At 63.6% G+C, this 13,538-nt stretch carries 14 protein-coding genes and 1 tRNA gene; 11 read left to right on the forward strand and 4 right to left on the reverse strand.

Annotated elements, in window-relative coordinates; genetic code table 11:
- The first annotated feature begins 103 nt into the window (after window positions 1-103).
- On the forward strand, window positions 104-1,474 hold the full coding sequence (locus tag ABIA90_RS15305; RefSeq protein WP_354118178.1) for a hypothetical protein: 1,371 nt from the start codon (window positions 104-106) through the stop codon (window positions 1,472-1,474).
- 146 nt (window positions 1,475-1,620) lie between these two features.
- Window positions 1,621-2,001, forward strand: coding sequence for a hypothetical protein (locus tag ABIA90_RS15310; RefSeq protein ID WP_028147889.1), 381 nt, complete (start codon window positions 1,621-1,623; stop codon window positions 1,999-2,001).
- Here the strand turns inward: ABIA90_RS15310 and ABIA90_RS15315 are convergent.
- Window positions 1,961-3,625, reverse strand: coding sequence for a glycoside hydrolase family 17 protein (locus ABIA90_RS15315; RefSeq protein ID WP_354118177.1), 1,665 nt, complete (start codon window positions 3,623-3,625; stop codon window positions 1,961-1,963). The genes ABIA90_RS15310 and ABIA90_RS15315 overlap by 41 nt on opposite strands.
- A gap of 222 nt (window positions 3,626-3,847) precedes the next feature.
- Here ABIA90_RS15315 and ABIA90_RS15320 point away from each other — a divergent pair, with 222 nt between their 5' ends.
- From ABIA90_RS15320 to ABIA90_RS15330, 3 genes are all read left to right on the forward strand, one after another.
- Window positions 3,848-4,444, forward strand: a complete 597-nt coding sequence (locus ABIA90_RS15320; protein WP_354118176.1) for a beta-1-3, beta-1-6-glucan biosynthesis protein — start codon at window positions 3,848-3,850, stop codon at window positions 4,442-4,444.
- Window positions 4,445-4,658: 214 nt separating this feature from the next.
- Window positions 4,659-7,328: a glycosyltransferase gene (locus ABIA90_RS15325; protein WP_354118175.1), complete on the forward strand. Its 2,670-nt coding sequence runs from the start codon at window positions 4,659-4,661 to the stop codon at window positions 7,326-7,328.
- A 327-nt stretch (window positions 7,329-7,655) separates the two neighbouring features.
- Window positions 7,656-7,731 (forward strand) — tRNA-Lys (locus ABIA90_RS15330).
- Window positions 7,732-8,084: 353 nt separating this feature from the next.
- On the opposite strand, the gene ABIA90_RS15335 is transcribed toward ABIA90_RS15330, so the two are convergent.
- Window positions 8,085-8,321 carry a hypothetical protein gene (locus ABIA90_RS15335; RefSeq protein ID WP_404979721.1) on the reverse strand — a complete coding sequence of 79 codons (237 nt, stop codon included), beginning with the start codon at window positions 8,319-8,321 and terminating at the stop codon, window positions 8,085-8,087.
- A 435-nt stretch (window positions 8,322-8,756) separates the two neighbouring features.
- On the opposite strand from ABIA90_RS15335, the gene ABIA90_RS15340 reads away from it, so the two are divergent.
- The 3 genes from ABIA90_RS15340 (at window position 8,757) to ABIA90_RS15350 (ending at window position 10,108) form a co-directional block, all read left to right on the forward strand.
- Window positions 8,757-9,029, forward strand: coding sequence for a hypothetical protein (locus ABIA90_RS15340; RefSeq protein ID WP_354118174.1), 273 nt, complete (start codon window positions 8,757-8,759; stop codon window positions 9,027-9,029).
- 188 nt (window positions 9,030-9,217) lie between these two features.
- Window positions 9,218-9,505: a hypothetical protein gene (locus ABIA90_RS15345; RefSeq protein WP_085404723.1), complete on the forward strand. Its 288-nt coding sequence runs from the start codon at window positions 9,218-9,220 to the stop codon at window positions 9,503-9,505.
- A 444-nt stretch (window positions 9,506-9,949) separates the two neighbouring features.
- Window positions 9,950-10,108, forward strand: a complete 159-nt coding sequence (locus ABIA90_RS15350) for a hypothetical protein (protein ID WP_244623041.1) — start codon at window positions 9,950-9,952, stop codon at window positions 10,106-10,108.
- A 409-nt stretch (window positions 10,109-10,517) separates the two neighbouring features.
- On the opposite strand, the gene ABIA90_RS15355 is transcribed toward ABIA90_RS15350, so the two are convergent.
- Window positions 10,518-11,186, reverse strand: coding sequence for a hypothetical protein (locus ABIA90_RS15355; RefSeq protein ID WP_354118173.1), 669 nt, complete (start codon window positions 11,184-11,186; stop codon window positions 10,518-10,520).
- A 271-nt stretch (window positions 11,187-11,457) separates the two neighbouring features.
- Here ABIA90_RS15355 and ABIA90_RS15360 point away from each other — a divergent pair, with 271 nt between their 5' ends.
- Entirely contained in the window at window positions 11,458-11,628 is a 171-nt protein-coding gene (locus ABIA90_RS15360; RefSeq protein WP_354118172.1) for a hypothetical protein, read from the forward strand.
- A 102-nt stretch (window positions 11,629-11,730) separates the two neighbouring features.
- Here the strand turns inward: ABIA90_RS15360 and ABIA90_RS15365 are convergent, their stop codons facing one another.
- Window positions 11,731-12,099 carry a hypothetical protein gene (locus tag ABIA90_RS15365; RefSeq protein WP_049807936.1) on the reverse strand — a complete coding sequence of 123 codons (369 nt, stop codon included), beginning with the start codon at window positions 12,097-12,099 and terminating at the stop codon, window positions 11,731-11,733.
- A gap of 217 nt (window positions 12,100-12,316) precedes the next feature.
- Between ABIA90_RS15365 and ABIA90_RS15370 the strand changes: the two genes are divergently transcribed.
- Both ABIA90_RS15370 and ABIA90_RS15375 read left to right on the forward strand, forming a co-directional pair.
- A complete protein-coding gene (locus ABIA90_RS15370) occupies window positions 12,317-12,487 on the forward strand; it encodes a hypothetical protein (RefSeq protein ID WP_167541702.1) in 171 nt (56 codons plus the stop codon).
- A 673-nt stretch (window positions 12,488-13,160) separates the two neighbouring features.
- Window positions 13,161-13,403: a hypothetical protein gene (locus tag ABIA90_RS15375; protein ID WP_028152129.1), complete on the forward strand. Its 243-nt coding sequence runs from the start codon at window positions 13,161-13,163 to the stop codon at window positions 13,401-13,403.
- Window positions 13,404-13,538 lie beyond the last annotated feature (135 nt).

Consider the following 13,538-nt stretch of genomic DNA (forward strand, 5'->3'; position numbering starts at 1 on the left):
TGCTACCCCCGCAAACGCCCGGAATTCAAGTGCGACGGGGTTTTCCTGTTAATGTTCCCTGATTGATTCGGGGAAGCAGTTCGGGGCTGGGCACTTAACGTTCATGGCAAAGGATTCCGACCCACTGGCGGACGCCTTCGGGGCCAAGGAGACCGGCGGGCTGTTCTCCGGACTTCTGGCCGAGGAAAGCGCGGTCGACCGCAGCATGATGTGGCGGCTGGGCGCGTGGGGCGTGGTTGCCGTCGGCGCCGTCGTGATGGCCGTGATGGCCAATCAGGCCCAGCTCGGCTGGCGCCGTGACCAGGTTGCGTCGGCCGATCTGTCGCGCCAGGCCGACCGGCTCCAGATGCTGACCAAGGAGAGCCAGAACGAGGCCCGCCGCCTCGCCTCCGCCATCGAGACGCTGAACACCGATCGTGACCGGCTCTATTCGCGCGTCACCGTGCTCGAGCAAGGGATGGATTCCGTCACCGGCGCCATCGCCAAGCAGAGCGCGAAGCCGCAGGACGCGCCGGCGCCTGACACCCAGCCCGCGGCGCCGACCGTCGCGCCGGTCGCCTCGACGCCGGCTCCCCCAAGTGACAAGCCGCGCGCGGCAGCCGCGAAGGACCAGGCGAAGGAGCCGACAAAAGACGCCCTGAAGGAGGCCGCAAAGGATCAGTTGATCCCGCCGCCGCAGAACGCCGCCATGGCCTCGCTGGTATCGCAGTCGCCGCTGACAACGTCGGCACTGCCCATGCTTCCGCTGGTGCCATCCAAGTCGATCATGGCGCCACCCGATCCCGCCGCATCGAAGCTGACGCAGCCCGAGACGACGGAGAAGGCCGCCGAGAAGAAGCCCGAGCAGGCGCCGGCGACGACCGAGGTCGCAGCGGCGCCGGCCAAGCCGCCGGAGACGGCCGAGAGCGAGGCCCCTGCAATCGCGGTCCAGCAGACGCGCTTCGCCATCGACCTTGGCGGCGCCAACTCGCTCGACGGCCTGCGCGCGCTCTGGCGCGGCCTGACCAAGTCCAATCCGGAGATCGCGGCGCTGCGGCCGATCATCATGATCAAGGAAGGCAATGCCGGCGTCGGCATGCAGCTCCGTCTCGGCGCCGGCCCGCTGATCAATGCCGCCGCCGCCGCAAAGCTCTGTGCCGGCCTCGCCGAGAACGACCGCCATTGCGAGACCACCGTGTTCGACGGCCAGCGCCTGTCGATGCGCGGCGGATCGGAGAAGGGACAAGAGAAGACTCAGGACCGGGTTCAGGAGAAGAACGCAGACAAGACCCAGGACGCCGTCCCGCAAGCCGAGACCGCGCCGGCCCCCGCTCCTGCCGCCAAACCCGAGAAGCGCCGCCGCAGCTACTCCTCAAAACACTCGTCGAAGCGCGAGGAGCCCGCGCCTGCACCTGCCCCTCAGCCGCCGGCCGCACCGGCGAAGCCGGAGACGGCCTCGGCAGGATCGACGCTGTCGTCGTTCTTCAGGCGGTAGGGACGCGCACGAGTTAGATCACTGCGGCCGCTCATCAAATTGGGGCGTCAATGGCCGTCGACCAATGACTCGTCGAACGGCGCAAGCGATCAGAAATATCCGCCTCGCCTGTTGCCCCCTCCCGTCATCCCGACCATATTGCGCCCATGACAAAAAAGCCCTTCCGCCTCACGCCCTACCAGGTGCAGTTCCTGATCGTCGTCGGCTTCGTGTCCGTCGGCTATGCGATCTATCTGCGCTATCTCGGCATCGAGAACTCGACCGTCGGCCTCGCCTGTGACGCCGGCCTGCAGACGCTGATCTGCAAGGCGCGCACGGTCTCGACGGTGCTGTTCAAGAATTCGGTGTTCGGCATCGTCGCGCTGGTGGTAGCGACGCTGAACCTGATGCGGCCGTCGATCGTGCTGCTGACCGTCGGCATCGTCGCCGCCGGCCTCGGCATCGTGCTCTACAATGTCGTGCTGTCGGGCCTTGCGATCGGCCTGTTCATTCTTGGATTTGCTCGGCCCGCGCCCGCCACAGCGTGAACGCAAACAGCAAGTAGATCGCGCAGGTCCACAGCGACTGCCAGTTCTCGCGGCCCTCGTTGAACAGCACATAGGCGGCCGCCAGCGTGAGCAGGCCCGCGAATACCGATTCCGCCATCGGACGCTGGCCGATCTGCGGCCGGTTCAGCATCAGCACCGCGAACGGCACCACCGCCATCGTCAGCGAGGCGTAGGGGAAGTCATGGTAGCGCGAGTCGAACACGAAGGCGAGCGCAGTCTGCGCCGCGATCACCGCGGTCACCGCCAGCGTCAGGCCGAGCACGGCGGTGAGCTTCGACCATTTGCGGCCCTCGCGCGGGCCGAGCAGATCGAGGAAGGTCGGAAGGCTGCGGCCGATCACCATCGCCTGCGCGCAGAAGATCGGCGACAGGATTCCGGCCAGAAGCAGCGCGCCCCAGTGCAGCCAGCCGCCGATGCCGTAGCTCTCATAATACATCTTGTCGACGCCGATCCCGAGCAGCGTGCCCGCTGATGTCGCCGAGATCGCGACGCCGAGCCAGGCCGAGAAGCGCGGCGTCCACGGCCGCCTGCGCAGCGTGAGGCCGGCGACCGCGAACACCAGCACGCAGAGGCCCATGCCGGCGCCCATGTACCATTTCCAGTACGGGAAATTGCTGATCGGCTGGCCCGGCGGATATTTCAGGTTCCGGCGCACCGAGTCATACAGACCCCAATAGCCGCCGACGGTGCCTTCCAGCTTGCGCTTCCAGGGCTGGTCATAGGACTCGATCAGATTGACGCGAAACTTGTTCGCTTTCGCCAGGCCCAGGATTTCCGAGACGACGCGCGCCTGGTTGGTGCGCGACGGCAGCGCGCCCTCGCGCATGCGCCCTTCGCTGGGCCAGCCGGTTTCGCCGATCAGGATCTCCTTGCCGGGGAAGGCCACCGCCATACGCTCGCGGATCGCCTCGACATGGCTCGCTGCGAACTTCGCCTTCACCGGAACATCCTCCCAATAAGGCAGGATGTGGATCGTGACGAAGTCGACGGCGTCGTAGACCTCGCGATTCCTGAGCCAGAACTCCCAGACGTCGGCATAGGTGACGGGCACGCTGACCTGCGCCTTCACCGAGCGGATGATGGAGACGAGGTCGGCGGTCGTCATCTCGCCGCGCAGCAGCACCTCGTTGCCGACGATGACGCTCGTGATGATGCCGGGGAATTCCTTGGAAAGGCGGACGGCGAGCGCGGCCTGCTCAAAATTCTTGGCGCGGTTGCTGGAGAGCCAGATGCCCTGGAGCACCTTCAGCCCGCCGACCTTGGCGGCGATCGCCGGCACCTGGTCGAGCCCGTTCTCCATCGAATAGGTGCGGACGCAGTCGGTGATCTCCTTGAGCTGGCGCAAATCCTGCTCGATTTGGTCGGCCTCGATATGGGTCCACGCGTTCAGCGGCGACTGTTCCCCGCGGAACGGCGCATAGGAGACGCATTGGACCTTGTCGGCCGGGTCGATCGGGGCACGCGCGAGCGTGATTGGCGTGGCCAGCCACCACCACACGGCAGCAATCGCACCCAGTGAAACGAGCAGAAGCGCCAGTGGCGTACGAAGAGAAATCGGTTCCGTCCTCCGCGAGGTGCCGTCGATTACCTGCTCACGCGCCATCTGCCAAGGGGTGTGTCCGGGATGGATCCTTCCCTCCCCCGAGGAATTTACCTGCGGCCGTTCGACAGAGGCCTAGGATCGTGACTTTGCTGGACAAAATTTCAAATTCAGGTCATGGACTCGGCAGGACTTTGCCGCCGCATTGGGGACCCATTTGGACGCCATCACCGGCGAGTCCGCGAGGTCCTGGCGCGGGCGGTCAGCTGATATATTGGGGAATTCATGCGGCAACGGGTGTTCGAGTTACGAAATGCGGTCCTGCGGCAGTTCGCCGCCACCTTGGCCGTCTCCTCCCTGGTCGTGATGGTCGGTCTCGGTGGCGCCTCCGCCCAGAGCGGCACGCCCGCCCCGGACCAGGGCAAGGCAGCCGCCCAGCCCGCCGATGCCGCCGCCAAGGACGCCGCCCAGAACCAGCGCCGCACCGACGAGTTCGCCGAAGCAGCCCAGGTCATCAACGGCCCGGCCGGCAACCCCGAATGCGTCTGGCTCGGCCGGCGCGTGGTGCGGCTGATGTGGCGCGACGACCTCGATACCGCGTTCCGCCATCTCGACCTCTACGACCGCTTCGGCTGCCCCGGCGGCCACATCCAGGCCGCCTTCCGCTGCCTGACCCGCTTTGGCGGCCAGATCGATCCCAAGGTCGCCGAGACCCTGGACAGCCGCGTGCACGCCTGCTGGATCAACCCGGCATCCCAGCCGCAGCAGGCGTCAGCCAGCGCCTCCCAGCCGGCGGCGCCAACCACGGGCAATTCGCCGGCCCCGCAGCCGGCCGCGAGCCCCGCGGCTGCGGCAAGCCCGACACCGGCGCCCTCGAAATAGCCGCGATCGTTTCAGCCGCCGTTCAGGAACGATCGGCGATAGAAGCGGTTGGCACTGCCGCACATTCCGAAACTGTCATGCCCTCATACGGTCATGAGGCCATGACAGTTGTGAAACCGCGCGGCAGAGGTATGCTCCATTTGCCGCGGACTCGGTCGGATCTCGGGGTCGGATCCGCTTCCCTGCCACCTCAGCCCCTTTTGGTTTAGCCGCGATGCGCGTTGTCGCCGCCGTTCTGTTGCTTGTGTCCGTGCTTCACGCCGGCATCTGGGGAGTCCTGCGCGATAGGGAACCCGCGCCCGACTTCAAGGGCCTGCTGCCCAGCGTCTCCTACGCCCCGTTCGAAGGCGCGGCGCACCCCGACATCGACAACATCCCCACCGTCGAGAAAATCCGCGCCGACCTGAAGACGCTGTCGACGATGACGCGCGCGATCCGTCTCTATTCGTCCACCGGCGGCGTCGAGCTGGTGCCGCCGATCGCGGCCGAGTTCGGCCTCAAGGTCACCGTCGGCGCCTGGATCGACAAGGACAAGGATCGCAACGAGCGCGAGATCAAGGCCGCCATCGAACTCGCCCGCAAGAACAGCAACGTCGTCGGCGTCGTGGTCGGCAACGAGGTGATCTACCGCGGCGAGCAGAAGGTCGAAGACCTCATCGACATGATCAAGAAGGTGAAGGGCTCGGTCCGCGTGCCCGTCACGACCGGCGAGATCTGGAACATCTGGCGCGACAATCCCGACCTTGCCTCCAACGTCGACTTCATCGCCGCCCACGTGCTGCCCTATTGGGAAAACTTCCGCTCGGACCAGGCGGTCGACCAGGCCGTCGACCGCTATAACCTGCTGCGCAACCTGTTCCCGGGCAAGCGCATCGTGATCGCCGAATTCGGCTGGCCGAGCCAGGGCTACAACCTGCGCAACGCCGACCCCGGTCCGTTCCAGCAGGCGCTGACCCTGCGCAACTTCGTCAGCCGCGCCGAAGCCATCGGCATGGAATACAACATCGTCGAAGCCATCGATCAGCCCTGGAAATATTTCGAGGGTGGCGTCGGCCCGTACTGGGGCATCCTCAACGCCAGCCGCGAGCCGAAATTCGCCTGGACCGGCCCGGTCGAGAATCCCGACTACTGGAAGCTGATGGGAATTGCGCTGCTGGTCGGCATCCTCCTGTCGCTGCCGATCCTGCGGCTGGAACAGCCGACCGCCAGGCAGGCGTTCCTGCTATCGGCGACCGCCAACGGCGTCGGCGCCTGGGCCGCGACCGTGTTCGCGTTCTGGAACGACCACTATTTCATCTTCGGCTCGGCCTTCGCGCTCACGCTCGGCATGATCCTGCTTGTTCCCCTTGTCCTCATCGCGATGGCGCGCGTCGACGAGATCGCGGCAGTGGCCTTGGGCCGGCCGCCGCAGCGGCTGCTCTCCAAGAGCAAGCCGGTCGAGAACGTTCCCGAGAATTACTACCCGAAGGTCTCGATCCACATCCCCGCTTATTTCGAGCCGGTCGAGATGCTGAAGCAGACGCTCGATGCGCTGTCGCGGCTGAACTATCCGAACTACGAATGCGTCGTCATCATCAACAACACGCCCGATCCCGCGTTCTGGCAGCCGATCCAGGACCATTGCCGCGCGCTCGGTGAACGCTTCAAGTTCATCAACGCCGAGAAGGTGCAGGGCTTCAAGGCCGGCGCGCTGCGGATCGCGATGGACCGCACCGCCGTCGATGCCGAGATCATCGGCATTCTCGATGCCGATTATGTCGTCGATCCCGACTGGCTGAAGGACCTCGTGCCGGCTTTCGCCGACCCGCGCGTCGGCCTCGTGCAGGCGCCGCAGGAGCATCGCGACGGCGACCTGTCGATCATGCACTACATCATGAACGGCGAATATGCCGGCTTCTTCGACATCGGCATGGTCCAGCGCAACGAGGCCAACGCCATCATCGTGCACGGCACGATGTGCCTGATCCGCCGTGCCGCGATGGACATGGCCGGCGGCTGGTCATCCGACACGATCTGCGAGGACAGCGATCTCGGCCTTGCGATCCAGCAGCTCGGCTGGACCACCCACTACACCAATCACCGCTACGGCCAGGGCCTGCTCCCCGACACCTACGAGGCCTTCAAGAAGCAGCGTCACCGCTGGGCCTATGGCGGCCTCCAGATCGTGAAGAAGCACTGGCGGCACTTCCTGCCCGGCCGCAGCCGGCTGACGCCCGACCAGAAGCGCGAATATGGCCTGGGCTGGCTGAACTGGCTCGGCGCCGAAAGCCTCGGCGTGGTGGTGGCGCTGCTCAACCTCATCTGGGTGCCGATCGTCGCCTTCGCCGACATCGCCATCCCCGACAAGATCCTGACCCTGCCGATCATCGGCGCCTTCATCGTCTCGCTCGCGCACTTCCTGTCGATGTACCGCGCGCGCGTCGCGATCAAACCCGGCCAGATGATGGGCGCGATGATCGCCGCGATGAGCGTGCAATGGACGGTGTCGCGCGCGGTGGCACAAGGTCTCATCACCGAGCACATCGCGTTCGCGCGCACCTCCAAGGGCGGCCTGTCCAGGATGTCGATCGAATTCCAGGCGTTCTGGGAGGCCGTGATCGGCACCCTGCTGGTGATCGGCGCCGGCGTGCTGATCGCCTCCAACAGCTATCGCCAGATCACCGAGATCTACATCTTCGCCGGCGTCCTGGTGCTGCAAAGCCTGCCGTTCCTGGCCGCGGTCGCGATCGCGATCCTCGAGCTCAGCCGCATCAACTCGTTCCAGTTCTGGCGCGAGAGCGCGATCCGCACCGCCGAGCTGATCGGCCTGCGCCCCGTGGCCCTGCCGACCCCCGCCGGCACGCCGCAGCCGGTGCCGAGCGAAGTCCGGCGGGAAGCGAACTGACGGACGAACGGCCTCTCGGCGCGGGTGAAACCTCCGCGCCGGCAAGCCACCGGCGCTGTTCGGCGTGGATAGCGGGCCGCCAATCGAGTTGAAAATTCCGGCCTAAGCGGCGGATACCGCGAGCGAATCCCCGCCTCCGCCAAGAGTTTGGGCCGCCACTCGCACTATTGACCTCAGCGCCCCATCCCCCTACACAGCGCGGGCCGAAAGCATGATCCGGAAACAGCCGGTTTTTCCCCGCGACGCCAGTTGAGGCAGCGGCAAGACATGCTTCTCGAATGTCCGAAGACGATGGCGATCGATCTTGAAAGCCATCAGCGGCCATGGGAGCGCGTAGCTCAGCCGGTAGAGCACGTGACTTTTAATCACGGGGTCCTGGGTTCGAGCCCCAGCGCGCTCACCAAGCCAAATCAAAGACTTAAGCGAATAAACAAGCCGATCCAAAATCCCTTGTGTCTGCACCGTGTCTGCAAATCTGAGCGTCGAGGATGGCAGCGCGGCAATTGCTCGCGATCGCCACTAGGCCGGCGCGCTCAAGCGGCAGCACGCCCTCCCCGTCCGCCAGATCCCGGCAGATGCGCTCCATGCGCGCGAAAGAGCCCCACTAGGGCCGGCGCAACACCCCAAGCAGGTCGGCGACATCGATCACATCAAGGTCTTCGCGACGGTGGGCGCCGCGGAACGATGGTTTGAGGAGAACGCCCCGGAGGGCGTCGCCTTCGAATACGATGTGATCGAGTGATGTGGAGCGGATAATCAGCGCCACATCGTTGGTGGGTTCAAGGCCTCGCGACCCGCCGCTTTCAACGCGTCGGTTGAGAGCTGCCCATGTGCCGCGGCATCGAGCAGCTTCGAAGCAACGTACGCTCTGGCGCCCGTCTCGCTTACAGGAATATTTTCGCAAACTTCATCGAGCACCGCCCTGAGCAGCGCAGTCATTTCAGCATCAAACACGCCGAACTCCCGAAATTGAGAGGATACTGAACGCTGCACAAGCGGAATATATTCGCTTGGCAGCGTTCGCCACGTATTCCGGTCTGGGCTCTGAAATCCCAGCACCTGCCAAATTGGCACCTGTACGTCAAAGTAATGTGACAGCTTCCTCGGCCACATCAATGGGAGTTTGCAGGGCCTGCCAAGGCCCGCGAGCGTGAACCGGCAGCCTGAAACCTTCCCAGGTTTCGTACGTAAAATCTCTATCCGAGGTTTTTGTTAGTTCCCATCTCGGGGCTGGAAATGAACACCGCCGCCGGGACAATGTATTAGAGCCCGGCGGCGTATTTGTTGGTGCCTGAACCGGCGCGCGCCTCGAGCGGCGGCTTCCACCTGAATTTGTAGGGCAGATTTTTTTCTAACCTGAGTTAGTTTTTTCTATGCCCAGCGTCGACTACCCCAATTTTTCTGCGCGTAGAGCAAGGGGTCGACCGGGTGGTTCAACAACTGGGACTGGAGGATTGGGCCTGGCAAATCGCCGCCGACGTGTATCGCTTGAATCTGTATAGCCGACTCACCGGACGAGCGGCCCCGGGCGACGCCATATCCGACGAACAGCTTGCCAGAGCAATCCGCGAAAGCTTCACTCAAACGAACGACGCCGCTTATCGAGAAATGGTTGAGTTAGCGACCGATGCCGCTTTATCGGCCTACGATCGTGTCGTCTCACGCAATGTCAAACAGGCGCGCGCTCAACTAGCGAACTAACGGCTCGTCGGCGGATGATGACTAGCCTGCTCCGCAAGAGAGCCCCGCCGACCTTGTGGGCCGGCGGGCTTATCTCTACCGCCTCAACCGGCGGCGATGAGTCATCAGCCGCTGCCGGACGCCACTCCGATGCATTGATGCCGCAATCGGTGCGATGTTATGCTAGTCACAGAACCGGGAGTTTCTCGATGCGCAAGATCGCCGTCGCTGTCATGTTCGCCCTGATCGCACAGACCGCATTGGCAGAGGACCATGTTCCAATGTACGGCGAGTCCAAGGACAAGACGGAGGCCGAGAAGGCGGACGACATTCGGGCCGAGCGCGCCTATCAACGCTCCCTCGGCAATGTTCCCGACCAGAAGGCAGTCGATCCGTGGGGAACTGCCCGCGGCGGCGAAGCGAAGAAGCCGGCCACGCCGGCCAAACCGGTAGTGAAACATTCGTCCAAGGCCAAGAGCGGCAGCCCCCCCAACTAGCGAATTCTAAAGGGGGCCGCCAGCGTGAACCGGCGGGTCGGCGCTTCGCTGCGTTGCCAGCTAATTCCATCGCGAGATCTAGGGCTGCGATTCCAATTTGGTCGGTCGGATGAGATCGACGGCGCTGGTCCATGCAAGCAATTATCGCTGTAAAGCCACCGCCTCCAACAATCGCCTCTATCATAGAGCGAAGGCCGGCGAGGCTGCCATCGAGCATCCAGTCAAAGCTTATGCCGTGGCGACGGCAATAGCCGGCCAATCCTTGTGAAGCGCAGAAGCCTGGTGCGTGCGGAGCCGGCTCCTGAGTCGCGGTGGCTCAAGGGCTACGAGTGTTGGTCCACGGGTCTGCAACCCTGGGGAAAACGCTCCCTAGGTCAGTCGGACTGCATTTTCCGAATCAACCAGATGTGCGCGCGTTCGCGCGTGATCTTGCTGGGGGTATGCGTGAGCCAGTTTCTGTCAGTGCTGCTATTGCTGACGACATTGACGCTGACGGTGTGTTTCGGCGTGGCGGCCTGGCGCCAGTCGGCCGGCAGAGATGTCGATATCACCGCCACCATTTCACATCGGGAAACCGGCTGGAGGTCGGAACGGAGCAACTGAGACCTTGCGCTCGCTCTTGCGAGAAAGTTTTGAAGTCACCGTTGGCGCGCGCCAGCTCGATTGCGATGCCCCCCGGGCTTGATCTCGAAAATGCATCGGGGTGCAGCAGCCCTTGTTGCGGCCTCCAAGTCACGGATAACGTCTCGGTGAATGAAACCGTTCGCCGCATCACGCGAAGCACTTAGGAAACAATCCGGGTCCAGTGTGCCCTCACCCACGAGGGGATCTCAAAATGATCATTCTCAAAGTCTTTGCTGTTGTTCTTGGCGCCGGCATCCTTTTCACGATGTACTCAGGGGACCTAGGCGCCGACGTCGTGCTTGCCATCGTGTCCTGCCTGGCGTGACAAGACGACCGGCCAGCGTGAGCTCGAGGGCCAGTAATGCCAACTGCTTGGCTTGAACTATCTTCAGCTTTCCGGAGCTGACGTCGCAGCCGGCACACTCAGCGGAGCGCCCCCAACTGAAACCGGCCCGACAGACTTCGACTGCCGGACCATCCGCTTCCGCATCGCTGCCGACAGTCCATAGCGCGCATTCGCTCTCCGGATGGAGGACGTGACGTCCGACATCATTGCATTCTGCAGCGAGTCAACCTTCGCGATGAGCGTGGACAGCTGCGAAGATATCTTCCTCACATCGACCCGTTCGTCCGTGATGCTCTGCCGCAGAGACAACAGCACCATTGAATCCTGCTGCAGCAGGGCTGCATTTTGCTGCAACGCGTGATTGCTCTCCTGCAGCGAAGCCGTGTGTTGCTGCTGGGCCGACTGAATGTCCTTCAAGGCAGCGACAACCGGATCCGCCTTTGGCGCGGAAGCTTCCCGGCGCGGAAGCAGTTCAGCCAGACTGCTGAGATTCGGCGACGGAAAATCAGCCGGCAATGTATAGATCGCCGCCGCACCATTGATGGCCAAGGCACACACCGACAGTGCCAGGACCGATTTCCGGCTGGACCGCTTGCTCGATGCCGGAGCTTCCGGGGCTGCGGGCTCGAGTGCTGCGACTGCGAGCGCGAGCGCCGCAGGGTCGAGTTGTTCGACGAGGCCTTGCGCCTCGGATGTCGTGGTCATGTCCATTGACCTCAAATGAGCGAGCAACAGGAAGCCGACGCCGGAACGTCCTCGCGACGGCTCCTCTACGCAGCACCCACCTACAACTGCCTAAAATTGTGGGCATTTTGGATTAATTCCACGTTAGCGACATGGCCGCCTGGCAGGCCCGGCCGCCCCGGCCGATTACGGGGGGCGAAGGGACGGAATGAGTCACGCGGCAGCCTGCTTCGAAGCACCAAAGCCGAGAGACAAGGCCCCTGAAAGGTGTAAGATTCAGGAGAACCGGAGGAACGGCATGTTTGAAATCAGCGGTTTCGACACGGCAGGTGTCGTCAGCCTCAAGCGGCTGTCACTCGCGGCCGCCCTCAAGAAGGCCAGAGAGCTTATCGAAGACGGGTGCTGGGACGTTCAGATCGTCGATCCAACGGGACGCGTACACACCTCGTTTGAGGAGCAGGCCGCTTAGTCGTGGCGCTGGGCCGGCTCCGCGGCTAGCTCATCAAGAGCACGCTGATCAGGAGCACACTGATCCGGAGCACACCCGGCCTCACGCCTGACGGCCCGTCTCTCAGTACCGCCGATAGTAATTCTCTGGCCGGTCCTGGAATTGTAGTGGAACCGTGCCGTTGGGGTAGCAGACACCGTCGCGGATATCGACGTCAGCGCCGTGGCCGCATGGCACCGGACGCCGGCGCATTCCATAGTAAGGCCGCGGGCCCTGATAGTATCCCTGCAGCGCCGCCTGGTCTTCGGGACGGAGATAGCCGTTGGGATAGCACATCCCGTCGCGGGCGCTCTGATCCCAATGATCGCCGCACGGCGGCGGATGCCTCGGTACGCCGCGATACTGCACCTCGAGCGGGCGTTCGACAGCTGCGGCAGGCGCCGTTGCACCGCCATGAAGAGCAAGGATTGTCGCAATGGTGGTGATCAACATCGAAGCGGTCCTCCAAGGCCGCAAGATAGACAACCCCTCTGAATGACGCCTGAACGAGACGGGAGCGCCGCGACCATCAGGGTCGGCCGATGGCACGATGGCGGCCACCGCGCTCCACTGGACACTGCAGCTGCCTGCAGTTCCAAGGGCCTTGCTACAAAAGCCGGGAGACAACGCCCTCGAAAGGTGTAAGATTCAGGAAAACCGGAGGAACGGCATGTTTGAAATCAGCGGTTTCGACACGGCAGGCGTCGTCAGCCTCAAGCGGCTGTCACTCGCGGCCGCCCTCAAGAAGGCCAGAGAGCTTGTCGAAGACGGATGCTGGGACGTTCAGATCGTCGATCCGGCTGGGCAGGTCTACACCTCGTTTGAGGAGCAAGCCGCTTAGTCGCGCCCGCCCCTCGGCACTTTTCAGAAATCATCCGCCCGGTCCGATCACGCTTCGCGAGCAGTGACCGTGATCGAAATGAAAACCCCAGCGCCTGGTAGGGAGCGCTGGGGCGTTTTCAAAATATCAATCGGTAAAAGCAATGAGGCCTTCATAGCACCGGTCTCGAAGCGCGCGTGTGAACTGGTTCACACGGCTCCTCCGATCTTCCCGCACCCACGTCCGGGTGTGGCTATCCGCCTCGGCCGACGTTGGACGAGGCATTATTGAGCCAGCGCGCCGTTGCTTCATCGCTCCAGCCAGGGACCGCGAAGCGCACGCGAGAATTCCCTTCCGTGCCGAAACGATCGACCGGAGGATGGCGTGTCGCAGGATTGTGCGCACGAGCGTGGTGCGCGGCGTCTGCAGACGTGCACAAGACGATCAAGAGGCCCAGGGCTAAAACTAGACGCATCATATCGGCTCCAATCGAGTCCGCTTCCGCTCATGTAGTACGCCGACCGTCCCACCGCGATCTGACGCGGCTTCACAGCTAGGAGAGCGAAGCGCGAACGCGACGCTCTCGCGATGGAGCGAACCGCCGCTCAACTCCCGCGCGCCGCACCGTTGCCAACCAATTCGTTTGGGAGCACGCTCTCTCCAGGCGCTCAAGACGCCGCACAGGGAGAACCACATGAAGGAACCGGGCCTGGACGGCCGCCATCGGGACAAGGATGGCGCGATCAGCAAGAAGCATGGCAACACGCTGGTCGGTACGTTGCGGAAGATCTACGGAAAGGCATTTGCGGCCGGTTATCCCGATGCGACCCCGCTCAGCGAGGTCTTGCATCAATTGAACGAGACCTCGCTGAGCCAGTTGCGTCGCGATCACGACACCGGGCATCTCGGGCACAAGATCGACCACGCCTCGAAGTGAATGGACTTCACTGGCCGATTTCGCTTGGCCGACTTCACTTACCCCACTTCACTTGGCCGACTTCGGGTCGTTGAAAAACCGACTCCGCCGACAGCCTCTCGGACGCAGGCTGCGCGATCGGTCGTCCCACCGTAC

Origin of the sequence: Bradyrhizobium sp. LA6.8 (genome assembly GCF_040547935.1) — a bacterium.
GTDB lineage: Bacteria > Pseudomonadota > Alphaproteobacteria > Rhizobiales > Xanthobacteraceae > Bradyrhizobium > Bradyrhizobium barranii.

Coding starts and splice junctions, on each gene's coding strand:
- ABIA90_RS15305 (WP_354118178.1), top strand. CDS start 104: ATGGCAAAGGATTCCGACCCACTGGCGGACGCCTTCGGGGCCAAGGAG.
- ABIA90_RS15310 (WP_028147889.1), top strand. CDS start 1,621: ATGACAAAAAAGCCCTTCCGCCTCACGCCCTACCAGGTGCAGTTCCTG.
- ABIA90_RS15315 (WP_354118177.1), bottom strand. CDS start 3,625: ATGGCGCGTGAGCAGGTAATCGACGGCACCTCGCGGAGGACGGAACCG.
- ABIA90_RS15320 (WP_354118176.1), top strand. CDS start 3,848: ATGCGGCAACGGGTGTTCGAGTTACGAAATGCGGTCCTGCGGCAGTTC.
- ABIA90_RS15325 (WP_354118175.1), top strand. CDS start 4,659: ATGCGCGTTGTCGCCGCCGTTCTGTTGCTTGTGTCCGTGCTTCACGCC.
- ABIA90_RS15345 (WP_085404723.1), top strand. CDS start 9,218: ATGCGCAAGATCGCCGTCGCTGTCATGTTCGCCCTGATCGCACAGACC.
- ABIA90_RS15355 (WP_354118173.1), bottom strand. CDS start 11,186: ATGGACATGACCACGACATCCGAGGCGCAAGGCCTCGTCGAACAACTC.
- ABIA90_RS15360 (WP_354118172.1), top strand. CDS start 11,458: ATGTTTGAAATCAGCGGTTTCGACACGGCAGGTGTCGTCAGCCTCAAG.
- ABIA90_RS15365 (WP_049807936.1), bottom strand. CDS start 12,099: ATGTTGATCACCACCATTGCGACAATCCTTGCTCTTCATGGCGGTGCA.
- ABIA90_RS15370 (WP_167541702.1), top strand. CDS start 12,317: ATGTTTGAAATCAGCGGTTTCGACACGGCAGGCGTCGTCAGCCTCAAG.
- ABIA90_RS15375 (WP_028152129.1), top strand. CDS start 13,161: ATGAAGGAACCGGGCCTGGACGGCCGCCATCGGGACAAGGATGGCGCG.